The 23,767-nt window shown below is 64.7% G+C and carries 27 protein-coding genes; 17 read left to right on the forward strand and 10 right to left on the reverse strand.

Going from position 1 to position 23,767, the window contains the following annotated elements:
* Window positions 1-172: 172 nt before the first annotated feature.
* Entirely contained in the window at window positions 173-1,342 is a 1,170-nt protein-coding gene (pobA, locus tag JQ603_RS21030) for a 4-hydroxybenzoate 3-monooxygenase (RefSeq protein WP_212342206.1), read from the reverse strand.
* Window positions 1,343-1,582: 240 nt separating this feature from the next.
* Between pobA and JQ603_RS21035 the strand changes: the two genes are divergently transcribed.
* The 9 genes from JQ603_RS21035 to JQ603_RS21075 all read left to right on the forward strand — a co-directional run bounded on the left by JQ603_RS21035 (window position 1,583) and on the right by JQ603_RS21075 (window position 10,566).
* On the forward strand, window positions 1,583-2,599 hold the full coding sequence (locus JQ603_RS21035) for a TRAP transporter substrate-binding protein (RefSeq protein ID WP_212342208.1): 1,017 nt from the start codon (window positions 1,583-1,585) through the stop codon (window positions 2,597-2,599).
* 217 nt (window positions 2,600-2,816) lie between these two features.
* Window positions 2,817-3,326: a TRAP transporter small permease gene (locus tag JQ603_RS21040; protein ID WP_212342209.1), complete on the forward strand. Its 510-nt coding sequence runs from the start codon at window positions 2,817-2,819 to the stop codon at window positions 3,324-3,326.
* A 2-nt stretch (window positions 3,327-3,328) separates the two neighbouring features.
* Window positions 3,329-4,648 carry a TRAP transporter large permease gene (locus tag JQ603_RS21045; RefSeq protein WP_212342210.1) on the forward strand — a complete coding sequence of 440 codons (1,320 nt, stop codon included), beginning with the start codon at window positions 3,329-3,331 and terminating at the stop codon, window positions 4,646-4,648.
* A gap of 84 nt (window positions 4,649-4,732) precedes the next feature.
* The gene (locus JQ603_RS21050) at window positions 4,733-5,191 is read left to right on the forward strand and encodes a DUF3237 domain-containing protein (RefSeq protein ID WP_212342211.1); all 459 of its coding nucleotides are present in this window, start codon (window positions 4,733-4,735) and stop codon (window positions 5,189-5,191) included.
* A 237-nt stretch (window positions 5,192-5,428) separates the two neighbouring features.
* Complete coding sequence (locus tag JQ603_RS21055; RefSeq protein WP_212342212.1) at window positions 5,429-6,238, forward strand: crotonase/enoyl-CoA hydratase family protein; 810 nt, start codon at window positions 5,429-5,431, stop codon at window positions 6,236-6,238.
* On the forward strand, window positions 6,235-8,118 hold the full coding sequence (locus JQ603_RS21060; RefSeq protein WP_212342213.1) for a feruloyl-CoA synthase: 1,884 nt from the start codon (window positions 6,235-6,237) through the stop codon (window positions 8,116-8,118). Before JQ603_RS21055 ends, JQ603_RS21060 begins: the two co-directional genes overlap by 4 nt.
* Before the next feature lie 25 nt (window positions 8,119-8,143).
* Entirely contained in the window at window positions 8,144-8,905 is a 762-nt protein-coding gene (locus JQ603_RS21065; protein ID WP_212342215.1) for an SDR family NAD(P)-dependent oxidoreductase, read from the forward strand.
* A gap of 10 nt (window positions 8,906-8,915) precedes the next feature.
* Complete coding sequence (locus JQ603_RS21070; protein WP_212342217.1) at window positions 8,916-9,335, forward strand: acyl-CoA thioesterase; 420 nt, start codon at window positions 8,916-8,918, stop codon at window positions 9,333-9,335.
* Between the two features lie 79 nt (window positions 9,336-9,414).
* Window positions 9,415-10,566, forward strand: coding sequence for an ABC transporter substrate-binding protein (locus JQ603_RS21075; protein WP_212342219.1), 1,152 nt, complete (start codon window positions 9,415-9,417; stop codon window positions 10,564-10,566).
* A 75-nt stretch (window positions 10,567-10,641) separates the two neighbouring features.
* Here the strand turns inward: JQ603_RS21075 and JQ603_RS21080 are convergent, their stop codons facing one another.
* Together JQ603_RS21080 and JQ603_RS21085 are read right to left on the reverse strand one after the other, a co-directional pair.
* Window positions 10,642-11,370 (reverse strand): glutathione S-transferase family protein, encoded by a 729-nt coding sequence (locus JQ603_RS21080; RefSeq protein WP_212342463.1) that lies wholly within the window; start codon window positions 11,368-11,370, stop codon window positions 10,642-10,644.
* Between the two features lie 39 nt (window positions 11,371-11,409).
* Entirely contained in the window at window positions 11,410-11,670 is a 261-nt protein-coding gene (locus JQ603_RS21085) for a hypothetical protein (RefSeq protein ID WP_212342221.1), read from the reverse strand.
* A 112-nt stretch (window positions 11,671-11,782) separates the two neighbouring features.
* Here JQ603_RS21085 and JQ603_RS21090 point away from each other — a divergent pair, with 112 nt between their 5' ends.
* Window positions 11,783-12,481 carry a helix-turn-helix transcriptional regulator gene (locus JQ603_RS21090; RefSeq protein WP_183249310.1) on the forward strand — a complete coding sequence of 233 codons (699 nt, stop codon included), beginning with the start codon at window positions 11,783-11,785 and terminating at the stop codon, window positions 12,479-12,481.
* A 5-nt stretch (window positions 12,482-12,486) separates the two neighbouring features.
* Window positions 12,487-12,801, forward strand: coding sequence for a YkgJ family cysteine cluster protein (locus JQ603_RS21095; protein ID WP_212342464.1), 315 nt, complete (start codon window positions 12,487-12,489; stop codon window positions 12,799-12,801).
* Here JQ603_RS21095 and JQ603_RS21100 read toward each other — a convergent pair.
* Entirely contained in the window at window positions 12,798-13,196 is a 399-nt protein-coding gene (locus tag JQ603_RS21100; protein ID WP_212342223.1) for a hypothetical protein, read from the reverse strand. The two genes, JQ603_RS21095 and JQ603_RS21100, sit on opposite strands and share 4 nt — an antisense overlap.
* 276 nt (window positions 13,197-13,472) lie before the next feature.
* Window positions 13,473-13,820, reverse strand: coding sequence for a DUF3307 domain-containing protein (locus JQ603_RS21105; RefSeq protein WP_174221653.1), 348 nt, complete (start codon window positions 13,818-13,820; stop codon window positions 13,473-13,475).
* A 405-nt stretch (window positions 13,821-14,225) separates the two neighbouring features.
* On the opposite strand from JQ603_RS21105, the gene JQ603_RS21110 reads away from it, so the two are divergent.
* The 4 genes from JQ603_RS21110 (at window position 14,226) to JQ603_RS21125 (ending at window position 18,085) form a co-directional block, all read left to right on the forward strand.
* On the forward strand, window positions 14,226-15,671 hold the full coding sequence (locus tag JQ603_RS21110) for a TAXI family TRAP transporter solute-binding subunit (RefSeq protein WP_212342225.1): 1,446 nt from the start codon (window positions 14,226-14,228) through the stop codon (window positions 15,669-15,671).
* A gap of 139 nt (window positions 15,672-15,810) precedes the next feature.
* Complete coding sequence (locus JQ603_RS21115; RefSeq protein ID WP_212342227.1) at window positions 15,811-16,029, forward strand: hypothetical protein; 219 nt, start codon at window positions 15,811-15,813, stop codon at window positions 16,027-16,029.
* 151 nt (window positions 16,030-16,180) lie between these two features.
* Window positions 16,181-17,287: a cyclic nucleotide-gated ion channel gene (locus JQ603_RS21120; RefSeq protein WP_212342229.1), complete on the forward strand. Its 1,107-nt coding sequence runs from the start codon at window positions 16,181-16,183 to the stop codon at window positions 17,285-17,287.
* A gap of 12 nt (window positions 17,288-17,299) precedes the next feature.
* Window positions 17,300-18,085 carry an enoyl-CoA hydratase/isomerase family protein gene (locus JQ603_RS21125; protein ID WP_212342230.1) on the forward strand — a complete coding sequence of 262 codons (786 nt, stop codon included), beginning with the start codon at window positions 17,300-17,302 and terminating at the stop codon, window positions 18,083-18,085.
* On the opposite strand, the gene JQ603_RS21130 is transcribed toward JQ603_RS21125, so the two are convergent.
* Together JQ603_RS21130 and JQ603_RS21135 are read right to left on the reverse strand one after the other, a co-directional pair.
* Window positions 18,086-18,520, reverse strand: coding sequence for a DUF6157 family protein (locus JQ603_RS21130; protein WP_212342231.1), 435 nt, complete (start codon window positions 18,518-18,520; stop codon window positions 18,086-18,088).
* A 17-nt stretch (window positions 18,521-18,537) separates the two neighbouring features.
* Window positions 18,538-19,182: a glutathione S-transferase family protein gene (locus tag JQ603_RS21135; RefSeq protein ID WP_212342232.1), complete on the reverse strand. Its 645-nt coding sequence runs from the start codon at window positions 19,180-19,182 to the stop codon at window positions 18,538-18,540.
* An 86-nt stretch (window positions 19,183-19,268) separates the two neighbouring features.
* Between JQ603_RS21135 and JQ603_RS21140 the strand changes: the two genes are divergently transcribed.
* Window positions 19,269-20,249: a helix-turn-helix transcriptional regulator gene (locus tag JQ603_RS21140; RefSeq protein ID WP_212342233.1), complete on the forward strand. Its 981-nt coding sequence runs from the start codon at window positions 19,269-19,271 to the stop codon at window positions 20,247-20,249.
* Window positions 20,250-20,386: 137 nt separating this feature from the next.
* Entirely contained in the window at window positions 20,387-20,635 is a 249-nt protein-coding gene (locus JQ603_RS21145) for a hypothetical protein (protein ID WP_212342234.1), read from the forward strand.
* Window positions 20,636-20,689: 54 nt separating this feature from the next.
* Here the strand turns inward: JQ603_RS21145 and JQ603_RS21150 are convergent, their stop codons facing one another.
* The 3 genes from JQ603_RS21150 to JQ603_RS21160 all read right to left on the reverse strand — a co-directional run bounded on the left by JQ603_RS21150 (window position 20,690) and on the right by JQ603_RS21160 (window position 23,640).
* Window positions 20,690-21,649 (reverse strand): fatty acid desaturase, encoded by a 960-nt coding sequence (locus JQ603_RS21150; protein WP_212342235.1) that lies wholly within the window; start codon window positions 21,647-21,649, stop codon window positions 20,690-20,692.
* A gap of 15 nt (window positions 21,650-21,664) precedes the next feature.
* The gene (locus tag JQ603_RS21155; RefSeq protein ID WP_212342237.1) at window positions 21,665-22,681 is read right to left on the reverse strand and encodes an alpha/beta fold hydrolase; all 1,017 of its coding nucleotides are present in this window, start codon (window positions 22,679-22,681) and stop codon (window positions 21,665-21,667) included.
* Window positions 22,682-22,836: 155 nt separating this feature from the next.
* The gene (locus tag JQ603_RS21160; RefSeq protein ID WP_212342239.1) at window positions 22,837-23,640 is read right to left on the reverse strand and encodes an MBL fold metallo-hydrolase; all 804 of its coding nucleotides are present in this window, start codon (window positions 23,638-23,640) and stop codon (window positions 22,837-22,839) included.
* Window positions 23,641-23,767: the final 127 nt, after the last annotated feature.

The raw sequence follows: 23,767 nt of genomic DNA on the forward strand, positions 1-23,767 counted from the left end.
TTCGCGCAGCCGCGCGGCTAACCCACCCTACAGGACCGTCGTTGCCGCCCTAAAACGCCAGCGCCGTAGGGTGGGCAAAGCGAAGCGTGCCCACGAGCTTTCGCGATCATAGGAAGATCGTGGGCACGGCGCTTTGCGCCTTTGCCCACCCTACGGCACCGACGGTGCCGCCCTAGAACGGCAACCCCACATAATTCTCCGACAGCGACGTCATCGCGGCCTGGGACTGCGTGACGTAGTCGAGCTCGGCGAGCTGGATGCGGGCGCCGATGGTGCCGGTGTCAGGGAATTTGTGCAGCATCGAGGTCATCCACCAGGAGAAGCGCACGGCTTTCCAGACACGGGCCAGCGCCCTGGTGGAGTAAGCGTCGATGCCGGCGCTGGACTTCTCGTCGTAGAACTCGCGCAGCGCGCTCGACAGATAATGCGCATCGCTGGCAGCTAAGTTCAGCCCCTTGGCGCCGGTCGGCGGCACGATGTGGGCGGCATCGCCGCACAGGAACATTTTGCCGAAGCGCATCGGCTCGGCGACGAAGCTGCGCAAGGGGGCGATGCTCTTCTCGATCGACGGTCCCGTGACGAGGCTGTCGGCGGCCTCCTGATCGAGCCGGCGCTTCAGTTCGTCCCAGAAGCGATCGTCCGGCCACTGGTCGACATGGTCGTCGAGCGAGCACTGCACATAGTAGCGGCTGCGCTTCATCGAGCGCATGGTGCAGAGCGCAAAGCCTCTCGCATGGTTGGAGTAGATCAGCTCGTGGCTGACCGGCGGCGTCTCGGAGAGGATACCGAGCCAGCCGAACGGATAGATCCGCTCGAACTCCTCGATCGCCGAGGCCGGCACGCTGGCGCGGCTGACGCCGTGGAAGCCGTCGCAGCCGGCGATGAAATCGCAATCGAGGGTGTGGGTGACGCCGTCCTTCACATAGGTTACGCGCGGGTGACTGCCGTCGAAATCATGCGGCTGCACGTCCCTCGCCTCGTACACCGAGACGAGACCGGCGGCCTTGCGCGCGTTCATCAGGTCGAGCGTGACCTCGGTCTGGCCGTAGATCATCACCGTCTTGCCGGTCGCAGCCTTCATGTCGATGCGGTGGCGGCGGCCGGAAAAGGCGAGCTCGATGCCTTCATGCACGAGGCCTTCGGCATGCGCCCGCGTGCCGGCGCCGACCTGGTCGAGCAGCGCGACGGTTCCCTCCTCCAGGAGGCCGGCGCGGATGCGGCCAAGCACGTAATCGGGGCTCTGCCGCTCCAGGATGACATTGTCGATGCCGTATCGATGCAGCAGTTGCCCAAGCAACAATCCAGCCGGCCCGGCCCCGATGATTGCGACTTTTGTCCGCAATACTTGCTCCTCCCGATTCGCGGACGCGCTTGTCGCGCCGATCCGCAGACGATAATTATATCATATAATTGTTGGGCAAAAGGGGAGAGCGCGTCGCGCGGGCAGCGACAAATCCATGCAACATGGCTGACGTAGATGTCGTGTCAGTTCCGGCTTGAACGTGCCGACCAATTATATAACATGTTAAATAATGAGCCCGGGCCAACGAAGCCCGGCTTTGAAAAGAGGGAGAGACGCGTGATGAGAAAAGCCTGTCTGGCTTTGCTGCTGGCAGCAAGCGTGACGCCTGCATTTGCGCAGGACAAGACTTTCGACCTGAAGGTCTCGCACTGGGTGCCGGCGTCGCACCCGCTGCAAAAATCGCTGGAAGACTGGGTGGCCGCGGTGAACAAGGATTCCGGCGGCACCATTACCGGCAAGGTGTTTCCGGCCCAGCAGCTCGGCAAGGCGTTCGACCATTACGACATGGCGCGCGACGGCATCGCCGACGTCACCTACGTCAATCCCGGCTACCAGCCCGGCCGTTTCCCGATCATCGGCGCCGGCGAATTGCCGTTCCTGATCTCGGATGCCAAGGGCGGCTCGATGGGGCTCGATGCCTGGTATCGCAAATATGCCGAGAAGGAGATGAAGGACGTCAAATATTGCCTCGCCTTCGTCCACTCGCCGTCCTCCTTCCATTCCAAGACCAAGAAGATCGTGATGCCGGAGGACGTGAAGGGCCTGAAGATCCGTCCCGCCCACGCCACCATGGCCAACTTCGTCACCTCGCTCGGCGGCACCAATGTGCAGTCTTCCGCGCCCGAAGTCCGCGACATCATCGAACGCGGCGTCGCCGACGGTGTCACCTTCCCCTGGGGCTCCCTCGTGCTGTTCGGCATCGACAAGGTGACGAAGTACGACATGGAGGCGCCGCTCTACACCACGACCTTCGTCTTCGTGATCAACAAGGACAAGTACAACGCGATGTCCGACAAGCAGAAGGCCGCGATCGACAAAAATTGCACGGTCGAGATGGCCGGCGCGGTCGGCGAGCACTGGGGCAAGTTCGAGGACGGCGGCATCGACAAGATCAAGGCGGAATCCGGCCACGAGGTCTACAAGCTGACGCCGGAGCAGATCGCCGCCTGGAAGAAGGCGGCCGAGCCGCTGGTCAAGACCTGGGGTGAGGGCGCCAAGAAGGCCGGCGCCGATCCCGATGCGGCGCTTAGCGAGCTGAAGGCGTCGCTGAAGAAGTACAACGCGCTGGCGGAGTGAGGCGATGGCAGGCTCTCTCTCCCCCTCGCCCCGTTCCTACGGGAAGAGGGTTGGGGTGAGGGGCTGCGTCCGCAAAGTTGCTGACAGACGGGCTCGCGGAGAGTCCCCCTCACCCGGATTGCATCTCCGATGCAATCCGGCCTCTCCCCGCACGCGGGGAGAGGCGGAGTGCGCAGCGAGACCGGGATCTATCAATGCCATTACGTAGGAAACTCCCATGAAGCGCGCCTGGATGGATCGCTTTATCGACACGATCGAATGGATCGCGGCCGGCTTCGTCGGCATCGTCGCGCTCGACATCTTCCTGTCGGTGCTCTTGCGCAACACGCTGAACTATTCGATCCCCGACTCTTTCGACATCGGCCGCATGCTGCTCGGCATCCTGATCTTCTGGGGCATCGCGGCGACCTCCTATCGCGGCACCCACATCACGGTCGACCTGGTCTGGGGCAATGTCGGGCCGCGCTACCAGCGCTGGATCGACGTGTTCGCGACCCTGGTGCTGCTGTTCGTCGTCACCGTGCAGACCTGGACGCTGTTCGACAAGGTCCGCGGCACCTACAACGACAACGTCCAGACCTTTGACATGCACATGCCGACCTGGCCGTTCTTCGCGGTCGCCTGGATCGGCGACGCCGCGGCCGTGCTGCTGATCGCGATCCGCACCTACCGCCTGATCTTCCATCCCGAAGACATGCACGATCCCAAATTGAAGGCGACGGAGTAATCATGAGCACCGATGCCGTCGCCTTAATCGGCTTCGTTTCCCTGTTCGTCCTGATGCTGCTGCGCGTGCCCGTCGGCATGGCGATGGGCCTCGTTGGCGTGTCCGGCTTCGCCTATCTCGTCAACGGGACGGCCGCGCTGAAGCTGGTCGGCCAGACCTCGATGCGCACGGTCACCGACTACACGTTCGGCGTCATCCCGATGTTTCTGCTGATGGGCTCGTTCGTTTCCAATTCCGGCATGAGCCGCGAGCTGTTCCGCGCCGCCAACGGTTTTGTCGGCCACTTGCGCGGCGGGCTCGGCATCGCCACCGTCGGCGCCTGCGGCGGCTTTGCCGCGATCTGCGGCTCGTCGGTCGCGACCGCCGCGACCTTCTCCGCCGTCGCTTACCCAGAGATGCGCCGCTTCGGTTATCCGCAGTCCTTCGCCACCGGCGTGATCGCGGCCGGCGGCACGCTGGGGGCGATGCTGCCGCCCTCCACCGTGCTCGCGGTCTACGGCATCATCACCGAGCAGGACATCGGCAAGCTCTTCATCGCCGGTATCATCCCGGGCCTCCTGGCGATGACCATGTACATGATCACGATCTTCCTGATCGGCTATTTCCGCCCTGATTTTCTGCCCAAGGGCAAGGTGCTGCCGTGGCGCGAGCGCTTTGCCGGCCTCAAGGACATCTGGGCGCCGGTGCTGCTGTTCATCTTCGTGATCGGCGGCCTCTATGGCCTGCCCTTCCTGCCGCGCTTCACCCCGACCGAAGCCGGCGGCGTCGGCGCCGCCGGCGCGTTCATCATCGGCGTGGTCACCGGGCGGCTCGACCGCGAGAAGATCCTGGCGTCGCTGCTGCAGGCGACGCGCACCGCGGCCGCGGTGTTCACCGTGCTGATCGGCGCGCTGATCTTCGGCTACTTCCTCACGGTGACGCAGACGCCGCAGAAGGTGACGGAATTCTTGACCGGCCTCGGCCTCGGCCCCTACGGCGTGCTCGCGCTGATCATGGTGATGTATCTCGTGCTCGGCTGCCTGATGGACGCCATGGCGATGATCATCCTGACCGTGCCGATCATCTTCCCCGTCATCACGCATCTGGGCTTCGATCCGATCTGGTTCGGCGTCATCATCGTGATGACGGTCGAGCTCGGCCTGATCCATCCGCCGGTGGGCATGAACGTCTTCGTCATCAAGAGTGTGGTGAAGGACGTGTCGTTCTCCACCATCTTCAAGGGCGTGATCCCGTTCGTGGCAACGGACCTCGTGCGCCTCGTGATCCTGATCGCCTTCCCGCTGCTGGCGACCTGGCTGCCGACGCGGATGATGGCGCATTAGCTGATCGAAGACCGCCACTTACCCTCCCCCTCCAGGGAGGGTAAGTCGCAGTATCGTTCGTCATAGTCAGTTAAGAGGTGACCGATGACACCGACCCTCGAAACCAGATACGTCTTCACCATCACCGCGCGCATCGGCGAGGTCATCACCGCCGGCGAAACCGGCATTGGCGTTCGCCGCATCATTCCGATCATCGGCGGCGAAGTGACGGGTGCGATCACCGGCAAGGTGCTGCCGTTCGGCGCCGACTTCCAGACCATCCGCCCCAACGAGCTGATCGACCTCGAAGCGAAGTACGCCTTCGAGACCGACGACGGCGCCGTCGTCTATGTCGAGAACAAGGGCATGCGCTTCGGGCCTGTCGAGCTCCTGCAAAAGCTCAAGCGCGGCGAGCCGGTCGATCCCAAGCTGATCTATTTCCGCACGGTGCCGAAGTTCGAGACGGGGCACGAGAGGTATCGCTGGCTGATGCAGCACATTTTCGTTGGCTCAGCGGCGCGGCATGCGGATCGCGTCGTGATCGACGTGCATCAGGTGGTGTGAGGGGGCGGGCCGTAGTCCCGGCGAAGGCCGGGACCCATACCGCGTGATCTATCGATTGCGGTCGGTCGGAATACCGAACGACGGGCCTTCGCCAAACTTCTCCCTGGGGGTATGGGTCCCGGCCTTCGCCGGGACGACACCCAATTTGGAGGACGGCTTTTGCCCACCTGACCTCAGCCCCCTCCTTGACTCCTCCAAAATTCGTTATACAACATAACTATTCTGATAAGGACGCAAATGACACAGGGAAACGCCGAGACCGCTGCTGCGGGCGCCTCCGGGCTTTTGAGGATCGAGCGGGCGGACCGGGTTCTGACCGTGGGTCTGAACCGGCCGGCCAAGCGCAATGCGCTCAATGACGGTATCATCCTGGAAATCGGCGAGTGTTTTGCCTCCCTGCCCGAGGACATCGGCGCGGTCGTCATCCACGGCATCGGCGACCATTTCTCCTCAGGCCTCGACCTGTCCGAACTGACCGAGCACGACGCCACCGGCGGCCTCCTTCATTCCCAGATGTGGCACCGGGTGTTCGACCGCATCCAGTACAGCCGCGTGCCTGTCATCGCGGCGCTCAGGGGCGCGGTGATCGGCGGCGGGCTGGAGCTTGCCTGCGCGGCGCATATCCGCGTCGCCGAGCCCTCGACCTATTTCGCACTGCCGGAGGGGCAGCGTGGCATCTTCGTCGGCGGCGGTGGCTCGGTGCGGCTGCCGCGGCTGATCGGCGTTGCCAGGATGATGGACATGATGCTGACCGGCCGCGTCTACAGCGCGACCGAAGGCGCTTCCTACGGCTTCGCGCAATATCTGACGGAGGCCGGCAACGGGCTCGGCAAGGCGCTGGAGCTTGCGACCAAGATCGCCTCCAATGCGCCGCTGACGAATTTCGCCGTGCTCCAGGCGCTGCCGATGATCGCGGAAGCCAATCCGCAGACCGGCCTTCTGATGGAATCGCTGATGGCCACCGTCGCGCAGAGCGACAAGGAAGCCAAGCGCAGGATCCGCGAATTCCTCGAGCACAAGACCGCCAAGGTGAAGCCCAAATCATGAGCGCGCAGCCGTCCTCTTCCAGCATGGAGCGCGGCGCGAGCAATTCTCCGCTGCGGCCCATTTCGTTCGGCGATCCCGTCGTCAATGTCGAGCGACGCGACGACGGCACGATCTACCTGCGGCCGAAGCAGCCGCTCGGCGACTATCCGGTCCGCATCACCGACCGCCTGCATCATTGGGCGACGACGACGCCGGACCGCGTCTTCATGGCCGAGCGCGAGGGCGGCCGCGGCTGGCGCAAGATCACCTATGCCGAGCTGCTCACGGCGAGCCGGCACATTGCATCGAGCCTGATCGCGCGCGGCCTGTCGGCCGAGCGGCCTGTCGTGATCCTCTCAGGCAATTCGATCGACCATGCGCTGCTAGCCTTCGGCGCGTTCTACGCCGGCGTTCCGTTCTGCCCGGTGTCGCCGGCCTATTCGCTGGTGTCGAAGGATTACGGCAAGCTGTCTTACCTGATGAAGCTGCTGACGCCGGGCCTCGTCTTCGCCGAGGACGCCGGCAAGTTCGCCGACGCGCTCGCGGCCAATGTCGCGCTCGGCACCGAGATCGCGGTATCCTGGGGCACCGTGCCGGGCCGCGACGTCACCCTGCTCGCCGATCTCATGGCGACGCCGATCCACGGCGATCTCGACGCGGTGCACGGCAAGATCGGCCCTGATACCATCGCAAAATTCCTGCTGACCTCCGGGTCGACCGGCAATCCCAAGGCCGTCATCAATACCCAGCGCATGATCTGCGCCAACCAGGTGATGCTGCGCGAGACGCTCGCCTTCCTCAAGGACGAGCCGCCCGTCATCATCGACTGGCTGCCCTGGAACCACACCTTTGGCGGCAACCACAATATCGGCCTGACGCTCTACAATGGCGGCTCGATGTATCTCGACGCCGGCAAGCCGGTGCCTGGAGGCATCGAGGAGACCGTACGCAATCTCCAGGAGATTTCGCCGACGGTCTATTTCAACGTGCCCAAGGGCTATGAATCGCTGCTGCCATACTTGCGCGACGATCAGGGCCTGCGCGCGAAGTTCTTCGACCGGCTGCATGCGATGTTCTTCTCGGGCGCGGCGCTGTCGCCGTTCGTCTGGAACAGCCTCGACGAGCTCGCGGTGAAGGAGAAGGGCTATCGCGTGCCGATGCTGACCGGCCTTGGCGCGACCGAGACCTCGCCATTCTTCATGTCGGTCAATCCGCGCACCAGCCGCTCCGGCCATGTCGGCCTGCCGGTCTCGGGCAACGACGCCAAGCTGGTGCCGAACAACGGCAAGCTCGAGGTCCGCGCCAAGGGGCCGAACGTGATGCCCGGCTACTGGCGCCAACCCGACATCACCGCGAAATCCTTCGACGAGGAAGGATTTTACAAGATGGGCGACGCGCTGAAGCCGTCCGACCCTGACGATTTCAACGCCGGCTTCGATTTCGACGGCCGCGTCAGCGAGGACTTCAAGCTCGCCAGCGGCACCTGGGTCAGCGTCGGCCCCCTGCGCGCGCGCCTCACCGCGGCCTGCGCGCCGCTGGTGCGCGACGTCGTCATCGCCGGCATCAACCGCGACGAGGTCTCCGCGCTGATCGTGCTCGATCTCGACGGCTGTCGCCTGATCAACCCGACGCTGCCGGCGGACGATCTCGTCGTCGCCACGCGCGACCGCCTGGTGCGCGAGGCCTTTCGCGAGCGCCTGACCCGCTTCCTCAGCCAGGCCACGGGATCCTCGACGAGGATCACGCGCGCGATCCTGATGGATACGCCGCTGTCGATCGACAAGGGCGAGGTCACCGACAAGGGCTCGATCAACCAGCGCGCGGTGCTGGAGCATCGTACCGCCTTGATCGACGAGCTCTACGCTGCCAATCCGTCGGACCGTGTGATATCGGTCGGCTAAGAAACCATCGCCAAAGGAGAACGCCATGTTGTTGAAGGATCAGGCAGCCATCGTCACCGGCGGCGCATCGGGACTGGGCGCTGCCACCGCGCGAAAGCTGGCGGCGCAGGGCGCCAGGGTCGCGGTGTGCGACCTCAATGCCAAGCTCGCTGAAACCGTTGCCGCCGAGATCAAGGGCGTCGCCGTGACCTGCGACGTCTCCGACGCCGCTTCCGCGGAGGCCGCGATCGCGCAGGCGACCAAGGCCCATGGCCCGGCGCGCGTGTTGGTCAATTGCGCCGGCATCGGCGTTGCCAAGCGCGTCGTCGGCCGCGACGGTCCGATGGCGCTCGCCGATTTCGACAAGGTGATCAGGGTCAATTTGATCGGCACCTTCAACATGCTGCGCCTTGCCGCGACCGAGATGTCCAAGCTCGAGCCGCAGGCGACCGGCGAGCGCGGCGTCATCATCAACACCGCCTCCGTCGCCGCCTATGACGGCCAGATCGGCCAGTCGGCCTATTCGGCGTCCAAGGGCGGCATCGTCGGCATGACGCTGCCGATCGCGCGCGAGCTCGCGCAGTTCGGCGTCCGCGTGCTGACCATCGCGCCCGGCCTGTTCCTGACGCCGCTGCTCGCGAACCTGCCGCAGGAAGCACAGGACTCGCTCGCCGCAGCGATCCCCTTCCCGCGCCGGCTCGGCCAGGCCGACGAGTTCGCCGCGCTCGCGCTGCACATGGTCGAGAACGCCTACCTGAACGGCGAAGTGGTCCGCCTCGACGGCTCGCTGCGCATGGCGCCGAAGTAGAGCGCGCCACATGTTCGTGAACCGGCGCGAGGTCCAGATCCAGTGGGGTGATTGCGACCCCGCCAATATCGTCTACTACCCGCGCTACTTCGCGATGTTCGACGATTCGACCTCGACCCTGTTCGAGGTCGCCGGCTTCTCCAAGCAGGACCTGGTCCGCAGATACGGCCTGGTGGGAATCCCCATGGTCGACACGCGGGCCAAGTTCTACATCCCCTCGACTTATGGCGACTGGATCACCATCGAAACGAAGATCGAGAGCATCAAGCGCTCGAGCTTCGAGGTGAAGCACAACGTCTACAAGGGCGAGGCGCTGGCGATCGAGGGTTTCGAGACCCGCGTCCTGGTCGGCCGCGATCCTGCCAACCCCGACAAGCTGAAATCGGCACCGTTTCCGCAGGAAATGGTCGCCAAATTCACGGGAAGCTAAATCGCCGCATCACCAAAAGACGGGGCTGAATTCACGTCCGATTTCTGCTTTCAAAGAAAACACGTCAAGGGAGGAATAGATGAAACGCTTTTACCTGACCGCCGCCATTGCCGCGGCGACGCTTGCACTGCCGGCGCTGCCCGCGCTGGCCCAGACCAGCGAAATCACCATCGGCATCACCACCACCACGACCGGCCCGGGCGCGGCCCTCGGCATTCCCGAGCGCAACGCGCTGGAATTCGTGCCGAAGGAGATCGGCGGCGTGCCGCTGAAGGTGATCGTGCTCGACGACGGCGGCGATCCCACCACCGCGACCACCAACGCCCGCCGCTTCGTGACTGAATCCAAGGCCGACATCATCATGGGTTCGGCGCTGACGCCGCCGACCATCGCGGTCTCCAACGTCGCCAACGAAGCCGGCATCCCGCACTTTGGTCTGGCGCCCTTCCCGATCACGCCGGAGCGCATGAAGTGGTCGGTTGCGATGCCGCAGCCGATCCCGATCGTCGGCAAGGTGCTGTACGACCACATGAAGTCGAAGGGCATCAAGACCCTCGGCTATATCGGCTATTCCGACTCCTATGGCGACCTCTGGTTCAACGATCTGAAGGCACAGGCGGTGCCGATGGGCATGACCATCGTCGACGAGGAGCGCTTTGCCCGTCCGGATACGTCGGTGACCGGCCAGGTGCTCAAGCTCGTCGCCGCCAATCCCGACGCGATCCTGGTCGGCGCCTCCGGCACCGCGGCCGCGCTGCCGCAGACCGAGCTGCGCGAGCGCGGCTATCAGGGCCTGATCTACCAGACCCACGGTGCCGCCAGCATGGACTTCATCCGCATCGCCGGCAAAGCGGCCGAGGGCGTGCTGATGGCCTCCGGTCCCGTCATGGACCCCGAGGACCAGCCGGACGAGGCCGCCACCAAGAAACCGGGCCTTGCGCTCAACACCGCCTATGAAGCCAAGTATGGCCCGAACAGCCGCAGCCAGTTCGCCGGCCACTCCTACGATGCGTTCGAGATCCTCAAGCGCATCATCCCGACCGCGCTGAAAACCGCAAAACCCGGCACGCCGGAATTCCGCGAAGCGATCCGTCAGGCTCTGCTGACGGAGAAGGAGCTGGCGGCGAGCCAGGGCGTCTACAACTTCACCGAAAAGGACCGCTACGGCCTCGACGAGCGCTCGCGCATCCTGCTCACCGTGAAGAACGGCAAGTACACGCTGGTGAAGTAGGCGCAGCGAGAGATTTGACACGACGAGAGCCGGCCCGATGGGCCGGCTCTTTTCATTTGCAATCCGCGTGAGCGCCTAAGCCGCCTGCCGCAGCGGGGTCCAGGCGAACTCCGGATAATAGCTATCCATCATGCGGTCGACATACGCCGTGAGGTTCGGAAATCCCTCGGCCCGCTGTCGCAGCCCGGATTCGAAGAACGGCGTCAAAATCCCTGCGAGCGCGCCGAAAGCTGTCGCATCGACGCCGCAGGGCTTGTTGCCCATCAGGTAGGCCTTGTCGCCGAGCTGCACCGACAGCGCGAGCAGCGAGCGCACCGCGAGATCGACGTCGTCATCGGGCGCATGGCGGCCGAGGCCGGAGAGCAGATAGTTCTCGGCGACGCGGAACTGCGCGTCCTCGCGCAGCTTTTCGCGGTTGTGCTCCGGTGCGCCGTCGAAGAAATGCGCGGGCCCCTTGGCGAAGTTGACCGGATCGACCCAGCGCGCGCCGACCAGCGCCCAATAGACATGATGCTCGATCATCCGCTCGAACGCCCAGGCCTGCGCACGCTCAGCCAAGGAGAGGCCGGCGTCGAAATCGAAGCCGTAGCGGCGCTCGATATGGGCGCGGATGAAGGTGGAATCAGCCACCGCCTCGCCGCCATCGTCGATGAACGGCAATTGCCCCTTTGGGGAGGCGGGCGGCATTGCGCGCTCCTTGCGGTAGGGCAGCCCCGCCATCTTGAGCTGCACCTCGGTCTTGGTGACGAAGGGGCTGATTTCCGGCAGGCCGAAGCCGGTGCCAAAGCCGTAAAGCGTGATCATCATGCGCGTTCTCCTGGTCTGCCGAAAACTTGACGGAACCTAGTGCCGGGCTGCTGCCACCATGGTGGCAGCAGCCGTGATATCTTCTGCGAAGCGGGCCCCCCGCCAGGCGCGGCCCATCACATGACGGACCAGCGCGTCCGCGGCCTGGGTCAGCGAGCGTGCCGCCACGCTGGCGAGCGCAAATCGGAGATCAACGGCCATGAGATCGAGCGAAACAAGGCGGCCGAACGCCTGGGCGGACCACAGTTGCGCCCGCAACATCGGGACAACCGGGCCGAAATGGGTTGGAACGATCATGGACAAATCCTCTTCAGTCGATGTGTTGTCCCGGTATAGAACCCCCCTGCTGCCAACATCCTGTCAGCAGCAACGCGCCGCTTTCTGAACCGCCCCCGATAAGAGAATTGTCATGAGACGCGCCGACCGGCTGTTTCAGATCATCCAGGTGCTCCGGCGCACGCGGAAGCCGCTGACGGCGGACGCGATTGCGGCCGAGCTCGAGACCTCGAAGCGCACGATCTACCGCGATATCGCGACGCTGATCGGCCAGCGCGTGCCGATCCGCGGCGAGGCCGGCATGGGCTACATCCTGGAAAAGGGATTTGACCTGCCGCCTTTGATGCTGACGCCCGACGAGATCGAGGCGGCGGTGCTGGGCGCGCAATGGGTCGCGGGCCATGCCGATTCGGCGCTCGCGCGCGCGGCCGAAGACCTGATGGCCAAGATCGCCGACACCGTCCCCGAGCGCCTGCGCCCGTTCGTGCTGGAGCCCGCCAGCCGGGCGCGGCCTAGCTGGAACAGGGAGCCCGATCGCCTCGACATGGTGCGCACGCGCACCCAGATCCATGAGGGCAAGAAGATCATGCTGCGCTATCGCGACGAGCAGGGCCGCGCCAGCGAACGCATGATCTGGCCGATCTCGGTCGGCTATCTCGAAGCCGTGCGCCTGCTCGCGGCCTGGTGCGAGCTGCGCAGCGATTTCCGCAGCTTCCGCACCGACCGCGTGGTGGACGCGACCTATCTCGACGAACGATATCCGGAGCGGCGCGACGTGCTGCGCGCGAGGTGGCGGCAGAGCCTGGTCTGGGGCCCGCCGAAGGACACGTGAGCGCGATGGAGGAAATCGATCTCTCGGCCTACTGCCAGAGTTGCGGCGCCTGCTGCGGCTATTCGCAGAACTGGCCGCGCTTTTCGATCGAGAGCGACGAGGAGCTTGCCGCGATTCCCGAAGCGCTGGTCAACGACCGCCAGTCCGGCATGCGTTGCGAGGGCGATCGCTGCGTGGCATTGCAGGGAGAGATCGGCAAGGCGACCGCGTGCGGCATCTATGCGGTACGGCCGGAAGTGTGCCGCACCTGCATGCCTGGCGACGCCGAATGCGCGATGGCGCGGCGGAAGTTCGGGCTGCCAGTTATACAGTCTGCTTAGGCCAGGACGGCTTCGCTGATCTCGTCGTCGATCTCATCATCGAGCGGTGCGAGCACCGACAATGGCTTGGTCGACAGCGTGATCGGCTTGCGGCCCCCCGACAGCGACGGCGATGATTTGGCCGAGCTCGCACGCGACAGCGCGTAGAGCGTCGAGCCGACGCGGCCGCCGTTCTCGATCAGGTCGCGCTCGCTGCAGCTTGCTGCGATCGCGACCGCCAGCGAGTGCAGATGGCTGCGGCGGTAGCAGAACAGCGCCAGCCTGGCGCGCGCGTCAGGGGAAACACTCTCAACCAGCCTCGGCAGGCCGCTCTCGCTGGCGCGATACATCTCGCCAAGGAGTTCGTCGCGAACCGGGCAGAAATCGCTTTCAAAGGCGTCGCGGCTTGAAAACATTGCAGTTCTCCCTCGTGTGCGGAAGATGCAGCGCAATTCTCTAATGAAAGGTTAACCACGCTGGGCGGTAGTCACCCGGGGTCCTTGCGCGCTGCCCGCGAATCAGAGGGGCCCGGCAGGCAGCTTCCCTGCGGCCATCCTTCGAGACGCCCGCCTTCGGCGGGCCCTCAGGATGAGGACTTGGTGCGCAGCGAAATGCCAGACCCTCATGGTGAGGAGCGCCGCCTTACGGCGCGTCTCGAACCATGAAGGCCGAGCAGCCAGCCGTGGCGAGCCTCAGTTCGCCGCCATGAAGATGGAGAGGCCGAAGCCGGTCAGGTGGTGCAGCGCCTGGTCGACGCCGATCAGGGTCCAGAACCAGGGATGCGCAAGGTCGACGCCGAAATTGGCGGAGACGAATCCCTTGGCGCGGTCGATCGTGATGTGGATCGCGAAATCGATGAAGGCCACGAACCAGAATTTCGGCGCGACGATCACGATCAGCGGCAGCGCGACCGCAAGGTGAACCAGGCAATGCACCAGCAGCGGCAGGGCCCAGCCGTGCTTCTGGTCCTTGCCATGCGCCATCCAGGCGGTCTGGAGGACGAAATCGGCGATGATGTGCTTGAAGGTGAGCAGCAGCATCCAGCCAATGAGCGCTTCGACCGGAACCGCCGATGACAGGGATGGAAACGACAAAGCTGACGCCCTCATTGACGTGACAAGAAAGATTGGAGCGTTCAGCGCAACTTCTTCTTGGACCGGTCAAATCGCCGGGACGGGCAATTTATGACATCTCCCGCGGCGGAATGCAGCCGGGGGGAACCGGAAAATCGCAAACTGTGGCTAACTGGTGATAGGATGACCAATCGCCGCGCCCGCGTCGAGTAAGGTTACCTCCGGCTCGAAATTTGCATTCCGCGACCTTCGCGGTATCATCGACGACAGGGAATATCGTTCTTTTTTCAGGCGTTTACGAATTACAGGGCGTCCGCGGTGATCACACCAGCGAGCCGCCCGCCACCAAAGAATAAGGCCAAGAGTGCTGCCATGAGTACTGAAGGCCCCAATTCGTCACCGACCGAACCGCCGCCGCGGCGCCCCAAGGTGATCAAGACCAACCAGCAACAGGTGTTGCTCTACGTCGTGCTGACCCTGCTGCTGTCGCTCGCCACCGTCTGGGGCGGCCGCGCCATGCTGCACAATTCGGAGACGCTGACCTTTGCCGTCGGCGCCCCCAACAGCGACGAGGCGCTGTTCGCGGCCAAGCTCGCCGCGGTGCTGAAGAACAACGCCTCGCGCTTCCGAATCAAGATCGTCAACAACCCTGATAACACCAAGGCGCTGGCGCAGTTCGACCGCAGGCAGGCCGACCTCGCCGTGCTGCGCACCGACGCCAAGGTGCCGCTACGGGCGCGCACGCTCGCAATTCTCGAGCACGACCTCGTGCTCCTGCTCGGACCCGGCAACAAGAAGATCAAGTCGCTCGCCGAGCTGAAGAAGAAAAAGGTCGCGGTCATCGCCGAGAACGAATCCTCGCTCGCCTTCGTCCGCGGCATCCTCGACATTCCCGAGGGGCCCGATGCCGCGAAGATCCAGATGGCGCCGCAGGGCGCAACGCTCGACAAGCTGTTTGCGCCGGCAAACGGCTTCGGTGCGGTGATCGCCATCGTCCACGCCTCGAAAGCGGTGCGCGACAAGAGCTATGAGCAGGTCGCCAAACGCGGCGGCTTCACGCTCAATGCCATCGACGAAGCCAAGGCGCTCGCGCGCAAATTCCCCGGCATTTCCGAAGAGACGCTGACGGCAGGAACGCTGTCGGCCTCGCCTGAAATTCCCGACGACGATCTCGATACGATCGGGCTCGAATGGCTGCTGGTCACGCAATCCCGGATGTCGGTGAGCACGGCGGGCGAGCTGGCGCGTACCATCTACGAGAACAAGTCCGCCCTCAGGCTCGACAGCGGCTTCGCCAGCAGGATCGAGCCGGCTTCCGTCGAGAAGGACGCCTTCGTGATGGCGCATCAGGGTGCGGCCGACTACATCAACGACGACACCAAGTCGTTCATGGATAAGTACAGCGACCTGATGTATCTGGGCGCCGCCGCGCTCAGCGTCATCGGCTCGATCTTCGCCGCGATCTACGCCAAGATCACGAGGATCGCGCCGGAGAAGGCCAGCGAGCTCGCCACCGCCATCCTCGACATCGGCGAGCGCATCGAGCACGCCCATTCGCTGGATCAGCTCGAATGCCTGCAGGACGAGCTGGAAGGCATTTTACGCGGCGCCGTCATCGGCCTCAGAGACGGCACCATCAGTACCGACGGGCTCGACACATTCAAGCTCGGCTACGAATTCGTCCGCGACGAGATCGGCATGCGCCGCGACTACCTCAAGCGCCACGCCGGCGAAGCCGAGAAGGCCGCCCGCGACGCCGCAGCATCCCCGCACGACGACAGCAATGTCGTGGTGGTGAAGACCGCGCAGAGCGCTTGATCGCAGCGTTGCCCCCTCAAGGGGCTAGGCGGATTTTCCTTGCCGGCATCCCTCGAAACGCCCGCTTTGGCGGGCTCCACGCCAGGAACCGGTCCGATCCGCAACCGTTGGTTACCCGATACAACTGGAGAAACGCGCCATGCGTATACTCCTCGTGAGCTTCCTCCTGGGAATGCTGGCGGCCGTTGGCTATTTCGCTTATTCCGCGATGGCGGTCGAAGGCGAGCCGATCCCGACGGAAGGCTATGTGGCCCTCGCCCTGGGAGCCGGATTTTCCGTCATCGTCGGCATCGGATTGATGGTCCTGCTGTTCTTCAGCAGCCGCCGCGGCTACGACGAGCCGCCGCATTTCAGGTAACGCCTCGGCCAACCATCGCCCCCGCCTTCGTCGCTCCGATTCGCCGATGCTTCAGCCAGCGCCCGTCGTTGACGGCCCCGGCCCGGGGAGGCACTTTGGCGCGGAGGTTCCAGCCGGGACCGCAAAAGCCAAAACCGAGCCGCCTTCCCACATGTCGAAGCCGCTGATCTCCGCACTGGCCCAGTTCGTGGCCGCCACAGCCGGCCGCAACATGACCAAGGCGGCCTATGCGGCCGTCGGCGTCGGCGTACTCAGCATGGTGCTGCTGACGGACAACCGGGCCAATGAGGCGAGCAGCTGGGTCCACGGCCTGCTCTGGGCCTGTCTCGTCTACTTCGTGTTCGAATGGCTGGTCCGGCTGCGCCACATGGCGCGAACGGGGCGCCTTGCGCTCTACATGTCCTCCTCCGCCGGCATCGTCGACGCGGTCGGGGCGCTGGCCGTGCCCGTTGCGCTGGTTCTCGGCGTCGCGCCGAAGACGGCCTGGCTGCTCAGCGTGCTCTGGGTGCTGAAGGTGGTGCCGGGCATTCCAGGCCTGCGGCAGCTCCGTCGCGTGCTGGTGCTGGAATCGGGACCGCTGCTCAGCGTGCTCGTGATCTTCCTGATGGTGGTCTTCCTCGCCTCCGTCGCCGAATATTTCCTGGAGCGGGACGTGCAGCCGCAGACGTTCGGCAGCGTCCCGGCCGCACTGTGGTGGGCCGTCGTAACCCTCACCACGACGGGGTACGGCGACGTCGTCCCGGTCACACCGCTGGGGCGCATCGTGGCGGCGCTGGTGATGATCTCCGGCCTCGGCGTGTTCGGCCTCTGGACCGGTATTCTGGCGACCGGCTTTGCCGCGGAGACGCGGCGCGACAATTTCCTCAAGACCTGGGAATCGGTCAGCAAGGTGCCGTTCTTCGCAGCGCTCGGACCTGCCGCCATCGCCGACGTCACCCACATGCTCCGCACCATGGAGCTGCCGGCGCGCACCATGATCATCCGCAAGGGCGCTCAGGGCGACTGCATGTATTTCATCGCCGCCGGCGAGGTCGAGGTCGACCTGCCCGGCAAGAAGGTGCAGCTCGGCGAGGGCGCCTTCTTCGGCGAGATGGCGCTGCTCGGCAACAACATGCGCGGCGCCAACGTCTCGACCACGAAGGTGTCGCGGCTCTTGGTGCTCGACCTCGTCGACTTCCGCGTGCTGATGGCACGGCATCCCGATCTCGCCGAGACCATCGATGCCGAAGCAAAACGGCGCGCGCTCGAAAACAAATAAAAGGAGACAAGAATGTCGGATACAGCCGACGCGGCATCGGGCCCCGTGCTCGAGATCACAGCTGCACGCGCCACCATCCGCCTCAACCGGCCCAAACATCTCAACCGGCTTCAAGCGGAAGATCTCGGCGAGCTGGTCAAGCTATTTGATGCCATCGAGGCCAACCCTGCCATCCGCGTGCTGGTGCTGACCGGCACGGGCCGCGCCTTCTCCGCCGGCTACGATCTCAATTCGGTCGCCGAGCGCGCGGTGAGCGCGAACGAGCAGCAGAGCGCGGGCTCCGCCTTCGAGGTGGTCGTCAACCGGCTCGAGGATCTGGGCGTGCCGACGATCTGCCGGCTCAACGGCGGCGTCTATGGCGGCTCGACCGACCTCGCGCTCGCCTGCGATTTCCGCATCGGCGTCGATACCGCCGAGATGTTCATGCCGGCGGCGCGGCTCGGGCTGCATTATTACCCGAGCGGCATCAAACGCTACGTCACCCGCCTCGGCCTCGACAATGCAAAGAAGCTGTTTTTGACCGCGCAGAAGATCAGCGCTCCCGAGATGCTGCGCATCGGCTATCTCACCGCCATGGTGCCGGAAGAGACGCTCGACGAGGAGGTCGACAGGCTCGCCAATATCCTCGCCGGCAACGCGCCGCAGGCGATGCGCGGCATGAAGCGCGCCATCAACGAATTCGCCCGCGGCGAGCTGGACGAAGCGGCGGCCGACCAGCGCCACCGCGACAGCATGCGCGGCGACGAGATCAAGGAGGGCATCAAGGCGTTCGCGGAGAAGCGGCCGCCAAAATTCTGATCACGCCCGCCTCGACCGCATCGCGCGCACCTGCGTGAGCTTGGGATCGCGGACGAGCGCCCGGTAGCGTTTGCTGTCGATGGCATAGATCGCGATCCGCCCCTCACCGTCGGCATGAACGCCCCAGCCGAAGCGCTTGCCCAGGCTCGACGCCCTCATGCACGCCTGCCCGCGGGAGAAGAACGCTTCACGGGCCGCATGCTTCTCCGCTGTCGTCGCCTTCACATCGAGGGCGCGTCCCGCGGCTGACGTCGCGAAGATCACGTCGTCGGACGTGTATGTGTAGGGTGCCTTGGCGATCATTCCATATTGCAGGCATGCCACCGTCGGCTTCCCCGCGCGCAGCGGCGGCTCCTCGCCAGTGCGCGCGGGACAGTCCTCAGCAACCCGGATAAAGGTGTTGAAGCAGTTGGTCGTGTGCGTCGTCTTCGTCATCTACAAGCCTGGTTCATTCACCCCCCAACAGCCGCAGCATGCTGCGCCGCCATCTCGTCATCCGCCGCATTGATCCGCTGGAACGCGGGACGCGACGTCATGCGCTCGGCATAGCGAACGAATACATCTTTTTTCGGCACGATGCCGAACATCATGGTCCAGCTGAAGGCGACGCCCCACAACACGTCCGCAGCCGTCATGCGCTCGCCGAGCAGATACGGGCCCTTCGACAATTGCGTCTCCAGCGCACCGAGCATGGTGTCGTAATCGGCATAGGGCGATTGCGTGACCGGGGCCGGCTCGCGCTGCATGAATTTGTCGATCAAGGCCGGCTCGAACGAGGCGCCGTAATAGGCGATCCAGCGCAGGTACGGACCACGCAGCGGATCGTCCAGCCCGGGCGTCAGCCCCGCCTGCGGGAAGAGATCGGCGAGAAAGATGGTGATCGCGACCTGCTCGGTCACGAGCTCCCCGTGGTAGCGGACCGCCGGCACCTTGCCGAGCGGATTGACGGCGAGATAAGCGGGCTGGCGTTGCTCGCCGGCCTTCATGTTGAGGATTTGGAGATCGTAAGGCGCGCCCAGTTCCTCCAGCAGCACCCGCGTGCCGGTGGCGCGCGTCTGGGGCGAATAATACAGCGTGATGCGGTTCGAAGCGGTCATGGGGGTCTCCTCGGGTGCCGTCTGGCGAGGCGCATCTTGTAGCGGCCCATACCTGACATCCTGTGTCAGGTATGCTTTAAGGCATCATGCGCGCGAGCCGGATGCTGTCGATCCTCACCACCCTCCAGGCCAGGGGGCAGGTCACCGCGCCCGAGCTCGCGGAGACTTGCGAGGTGTCGGTGCGTACGATCTATCGCGACATCGACGCGCTCGCGGCCTCCGGCGTTCCTGTCTATGCCGACCGCGGTGCGGAGGGCGGCTATCGCCTGCTCGACGGCTATCGCGTCCGGCTCAACGGCCTGTCGCAGAACGAGGCGGAAGCGCTGTTCCTTTCCGGACTCCCCGGCCCGGCCGCGGCCCTCGGGCTCGATGCGGCCATGCTCGCCGCGCAGAACAAGCTGATGGCCGCGCTGCCCGCGAATCTGCGCGAGGACGCCGGGCGGATGCAGGAGCGCTTTCACCTGGACGCACCGGGCTGGTTCGGCGAGGCGGAAGAGCCGAAGCATCTGCGCATCATCGCCGGCGCGGTGCTGCGCGGGACGCTGATCAAGATCCGCTACCGGAGCTGGCGCGCGGAGAAGCAGCGCCGTGTCGCTCCGCTCGGCCTCGTGCTGAAGGGCGGCAGCTGGTACCTCGCGGGGCAAGTCGACGGCAGCGTACGCACCTATCGCGTGGCGCGCGTGCTCGACTGCACCGCGCTCGACGACCGCTTCGATCGTCCTGCCGATTTCGATCTCGCGGCCTATTGGCAGGCTGCGACACTTCGCCTCGAAGCGGAGATGCATCCCAATGTCGCGGTCGTCCGGCTGTCGCCATTCGGCGTCAAGCTGCTGGACGCGTTGAGCCAGCCTTACGTCAAGGCGCGCACCGAGATCGAAGAGACCACTGACGCAGACGGCTGGCGCATCGCGCGGGTGCCGACCGGCAAGACGTCATGGCACGCCGCGGCCGAATTGCTGCGGCTCGGCCCCGAGGCCGAAGTGCTGGAGCCGGCCGATCTGCGCGAGAAGATGGCCGAGATGACCCGCGCCATGGCCGCGCGTTATGGCGCGGCGCAGAAAGCCTGATCGCGGCGCACCCTCCCGCGGCCGACGAAACAATCCTGAAACACGATTCTCAGGTCAGGCCGTGAACGCATTCGCGATTCAGGCCGACCGAGATGCAGGGACACAACAACGGCCTCGCGCCATATTGGAGAATGAAGATGTTTCGTAAGCTTGCTCTTGGTCTGATCGCTGCCGGCTCGCTCGGCGTTGCCGCGCTCGCCCCCACCGCCGCCTCGGCCGGCGGTTTCCATCATCATCACTGGGGTCACGGCTGGGGCCCGGGCTATGGCTTCGGCGGCATCTACGTCAACACCGGCGTCAGCAACTGCTACCAGGAGCGCGTCGTCCAGACCCGTCACGGCCTGCGTGTCCGCGTCGTGAACGTCTGCGCTTACGGGATCTACTGATATCGCCGTCACGACAAAGCTCCGGTCGCATCGCGGCCGGAGTTTTGCGTTTGCTCAAGCCTTTGGTGAGCTGGCTTGCCGCTGCCGGCGAAACCAGGCCCAGGTCTCGCGCGTCGTCCTGATGTAGCCGCGGCCGCGATAGACGATCTCGCCGTCGACGATCCCGTTCAGCTTCGGCAGGGCATGAAAGGGAATCGAGGGATAGGCGTGATGCTCGACATGGTAGGGCATGTTCCACGCGAACCATTTGACGATGGCACCGGTATAGGTGGTGCGGGTGTTCTGGAAGGCGCTGCGGGTGCGGTCGCAACCGGTGTGCTCGGCATAGAGATAGGGCCGCAGGAAGAACTGCCCGATCACGAGCGGCACGATCCAGACCCAGAGCAGCAGCGCTGAGGAGAACCACAGCGAGAGCGCAAACAGCAACGCATAGAGTGCGACATAGGCGCGCGCCTCGGCCACGATGGTGCCGCGCCTGTTCTCGGGAATCCAGGGCACGACGACCTTGCCGGTAACGGCATGGCCGAGCATCAGCCGCAGGCGGCCGGCGACCTGGAGCAGGCCACTATAGGCGATCGCAAGTTGCGTGTCGGACGTCGGCTTCACGCCGACGATCAGCTCCGGGTCCTTCTCTGGATCCTGGGTGTAGCGGTGATGGTCCCAGTGGAACAGGCAGTAATATTCGTAAGGCAATCCGATGATGAAGGCCGAGAGATAGCCGACCGCGAGATTAAGGCTGCGGCTTTTGAACGCGGTCTTGTGCGCGGTCTCGTGCACCGCCATGAACAGGAAGGCGACGAGATAGCCCTGCACCGCCATCAGCGGCAGCGCCCAGAGCACGCCATAGCGCGAGGTCACCATCCAGATCAGCGCACCGACCAGCGCAATCACGCCGTAATGGCCGAGGCTCTGCGCCGCGCCCCTGAGATTCGAGCGCACCGACAATTCACGCAGCATCGCCGGGCTCAGCGGTTTCAGGCGATGGCCGGGCTCTGAAACGGTCGCGTCGGTCATGATCGGATGCCTGCGTTATTTGGCGAGGAGCGCTGCGATCTCGGCCTTGATGAAGGCCTGGTCGCGCGGGTTGTTGACGGGATTGCCGGCGCGATGGCCGTGCAGCGACGGGATCGGATGCAACACGGCTGACTTTGCATTGACCAGCTTGCCGAGTTCGTCCTCGTTGTCGCGGACGTCGAAATAGCGATCGGTCGCGCCCGGCATCAGCAGCATATCCGCCGTGATCGCCGCGAGCGCACGATCGAGATCGCCGCCGAAAGTCTCGCAGCGGCTGATGTCACCGCGCTGCCAGATGCCGATCTGCGCCAGCAGATCGTTGGCATCACGCCGCGCGAAGGTCGCGTCCCATGCGCGGACGAGATAATCCTCCAGCGAGGTGAAGCCGGCCTCGCGCCAGAGTTCGTCGCGATAGAAGCCATGCGACATCGCCCAGCCGGCATAGACGCGCCCCATGGCGCGATAGCCGGCGACGGGCCTTTCGATGAAGCGGCCGTCGCGGAAAGCGGGATCGGTCGTGAGCGCCGCCTTCACGCTCTCCAGGAAGACGTGATTGTAGGGCGCGCACCGCGCGCTGCCGCAGACGACCGCGGCACGCTCGACCATATCAGGGTGCAGCGCCGCCCAGTGATAGGCCTGCATGCCGCCCATCGACCAACCATAGACCAGCGCGAGCTTTGTGATGCCGAAGCGCTCGACGAGAAGGCGGTGCTGAACGGCGATCGCGTCGTGATAGGTGACTTGCGGAAACGGCGCGGCAGAATTCGAGGGCGAGGACGACAGGCCGTTGCCGAACAGGTTTGGGATGACGATGAAATAGCGCACGGGATCGAGCACGCCATCGGGCCCAACCAGCCACTCGGTGTCGACATGCTGCGCGCTGAACGAGGTCGGATAGAGGATGACGTTGTCCCTTGCCGGGCTCAGCGTGCCGTAGGTCTTGTAGGCGAGCTTCAGCTGGGGGAAGACGGCGCCGGACTGGAGCGCGACGTCGCCGGCCTCGAAGATCTCGTAGTCGCGCTCAGCCACCATGCATCCGCCCTCGCTCACGCGGCCGCCACAACGCGCCGCGGTAACGGCAATGCATCGATCATGCCGGCCCGCAGACGCACCATTGCGCCACCCTAAATAACTGTACGTTTAGTACATTTATTGTAGAGCGGCAAGATAAATCCGATCGAAGCGTCTCAGGCGATGGCCGCGATATATCGCGCCACCGATGCCGCGAACGCGGCCTTGGCATCGCCGGCGATGTTGCGTCCCCACCAGGCGCCGTAGATGCGATCGAACGCGAGGGGCTCGACTGCAGCAGCGATCCGCCGCACCGCGGCCGCGTTGAGCGGCATGTAGTTCGGATAGGAGTACATGAAGCTGACGAAGCGGCGGTCCATCGTCACCTGCGCGATGTCTCCGGTGAGCAGCGCGCCCCTGCCCTCCGCGCCACGTGCCCAGTGCAGCATGGTGGCGCCGGCGAAATGGCCGCCGGTGCGCAGCAGCAGCACATCGTCGGAGATAAGGTGCCGATCGCCGGTCCAGTGCACGATCGATGGATGGGAACGCGTCACCCATTGGCGATCGTCGGCATGCAGGTAGACCGGCACACCGCCGAACGCATCGCTCCAGTCGGCGAGCGCGCCATAATAATGCGGATGCGAGATCGCGATCGCTTTCAATCCGCCGAGCGAGCGCACATGCGCGATTGCATCCGGCATCGCCAGCGGCACGCAGTCCCACATCATGCATCCCTCGCTGAGCGGCACCAGCAGCGCGCGCTGGCCGATGGCAAAGCTCGGCTCGAGCCCGAGACCGGCGAGGCCCAGATCGTCGCGCCAGACCACGCGGTGACGTTCCGCCAGCGCTTCGCGCGTCAGGAAGCTCTGTCCTTTCCAGTTCACGAATTGCCGTTCGTCCTCGCAGATCGGACAAGATGCGGGCGGACGTCCGCTGTCCGAAAATTGCGCGCCGCAGGTTTCGCAGGTCCAGAGGGGCATGGTCAGGATCCGAAAGAGGCCGGAACGGCGTGACGCGACATCGTCCCGCCGACGCAAGCGGCGAGGAACCAACGCTGTCAGCGCAGGTTACGTTCTGGTCCATGCCGGCGCAATTGGCCGGTCATCA

The organism is Bradyrhizobium liaoningense (assembly GCF_018130825.1).
GTDB classification, from domain to species: Bacteria; Pseudomonadota; Alphaproteobacteria; order Rhizobiales; family Xanthobacteraceae; genus Bradyrhizobium; species Bradyrhizobium liaoningense_B.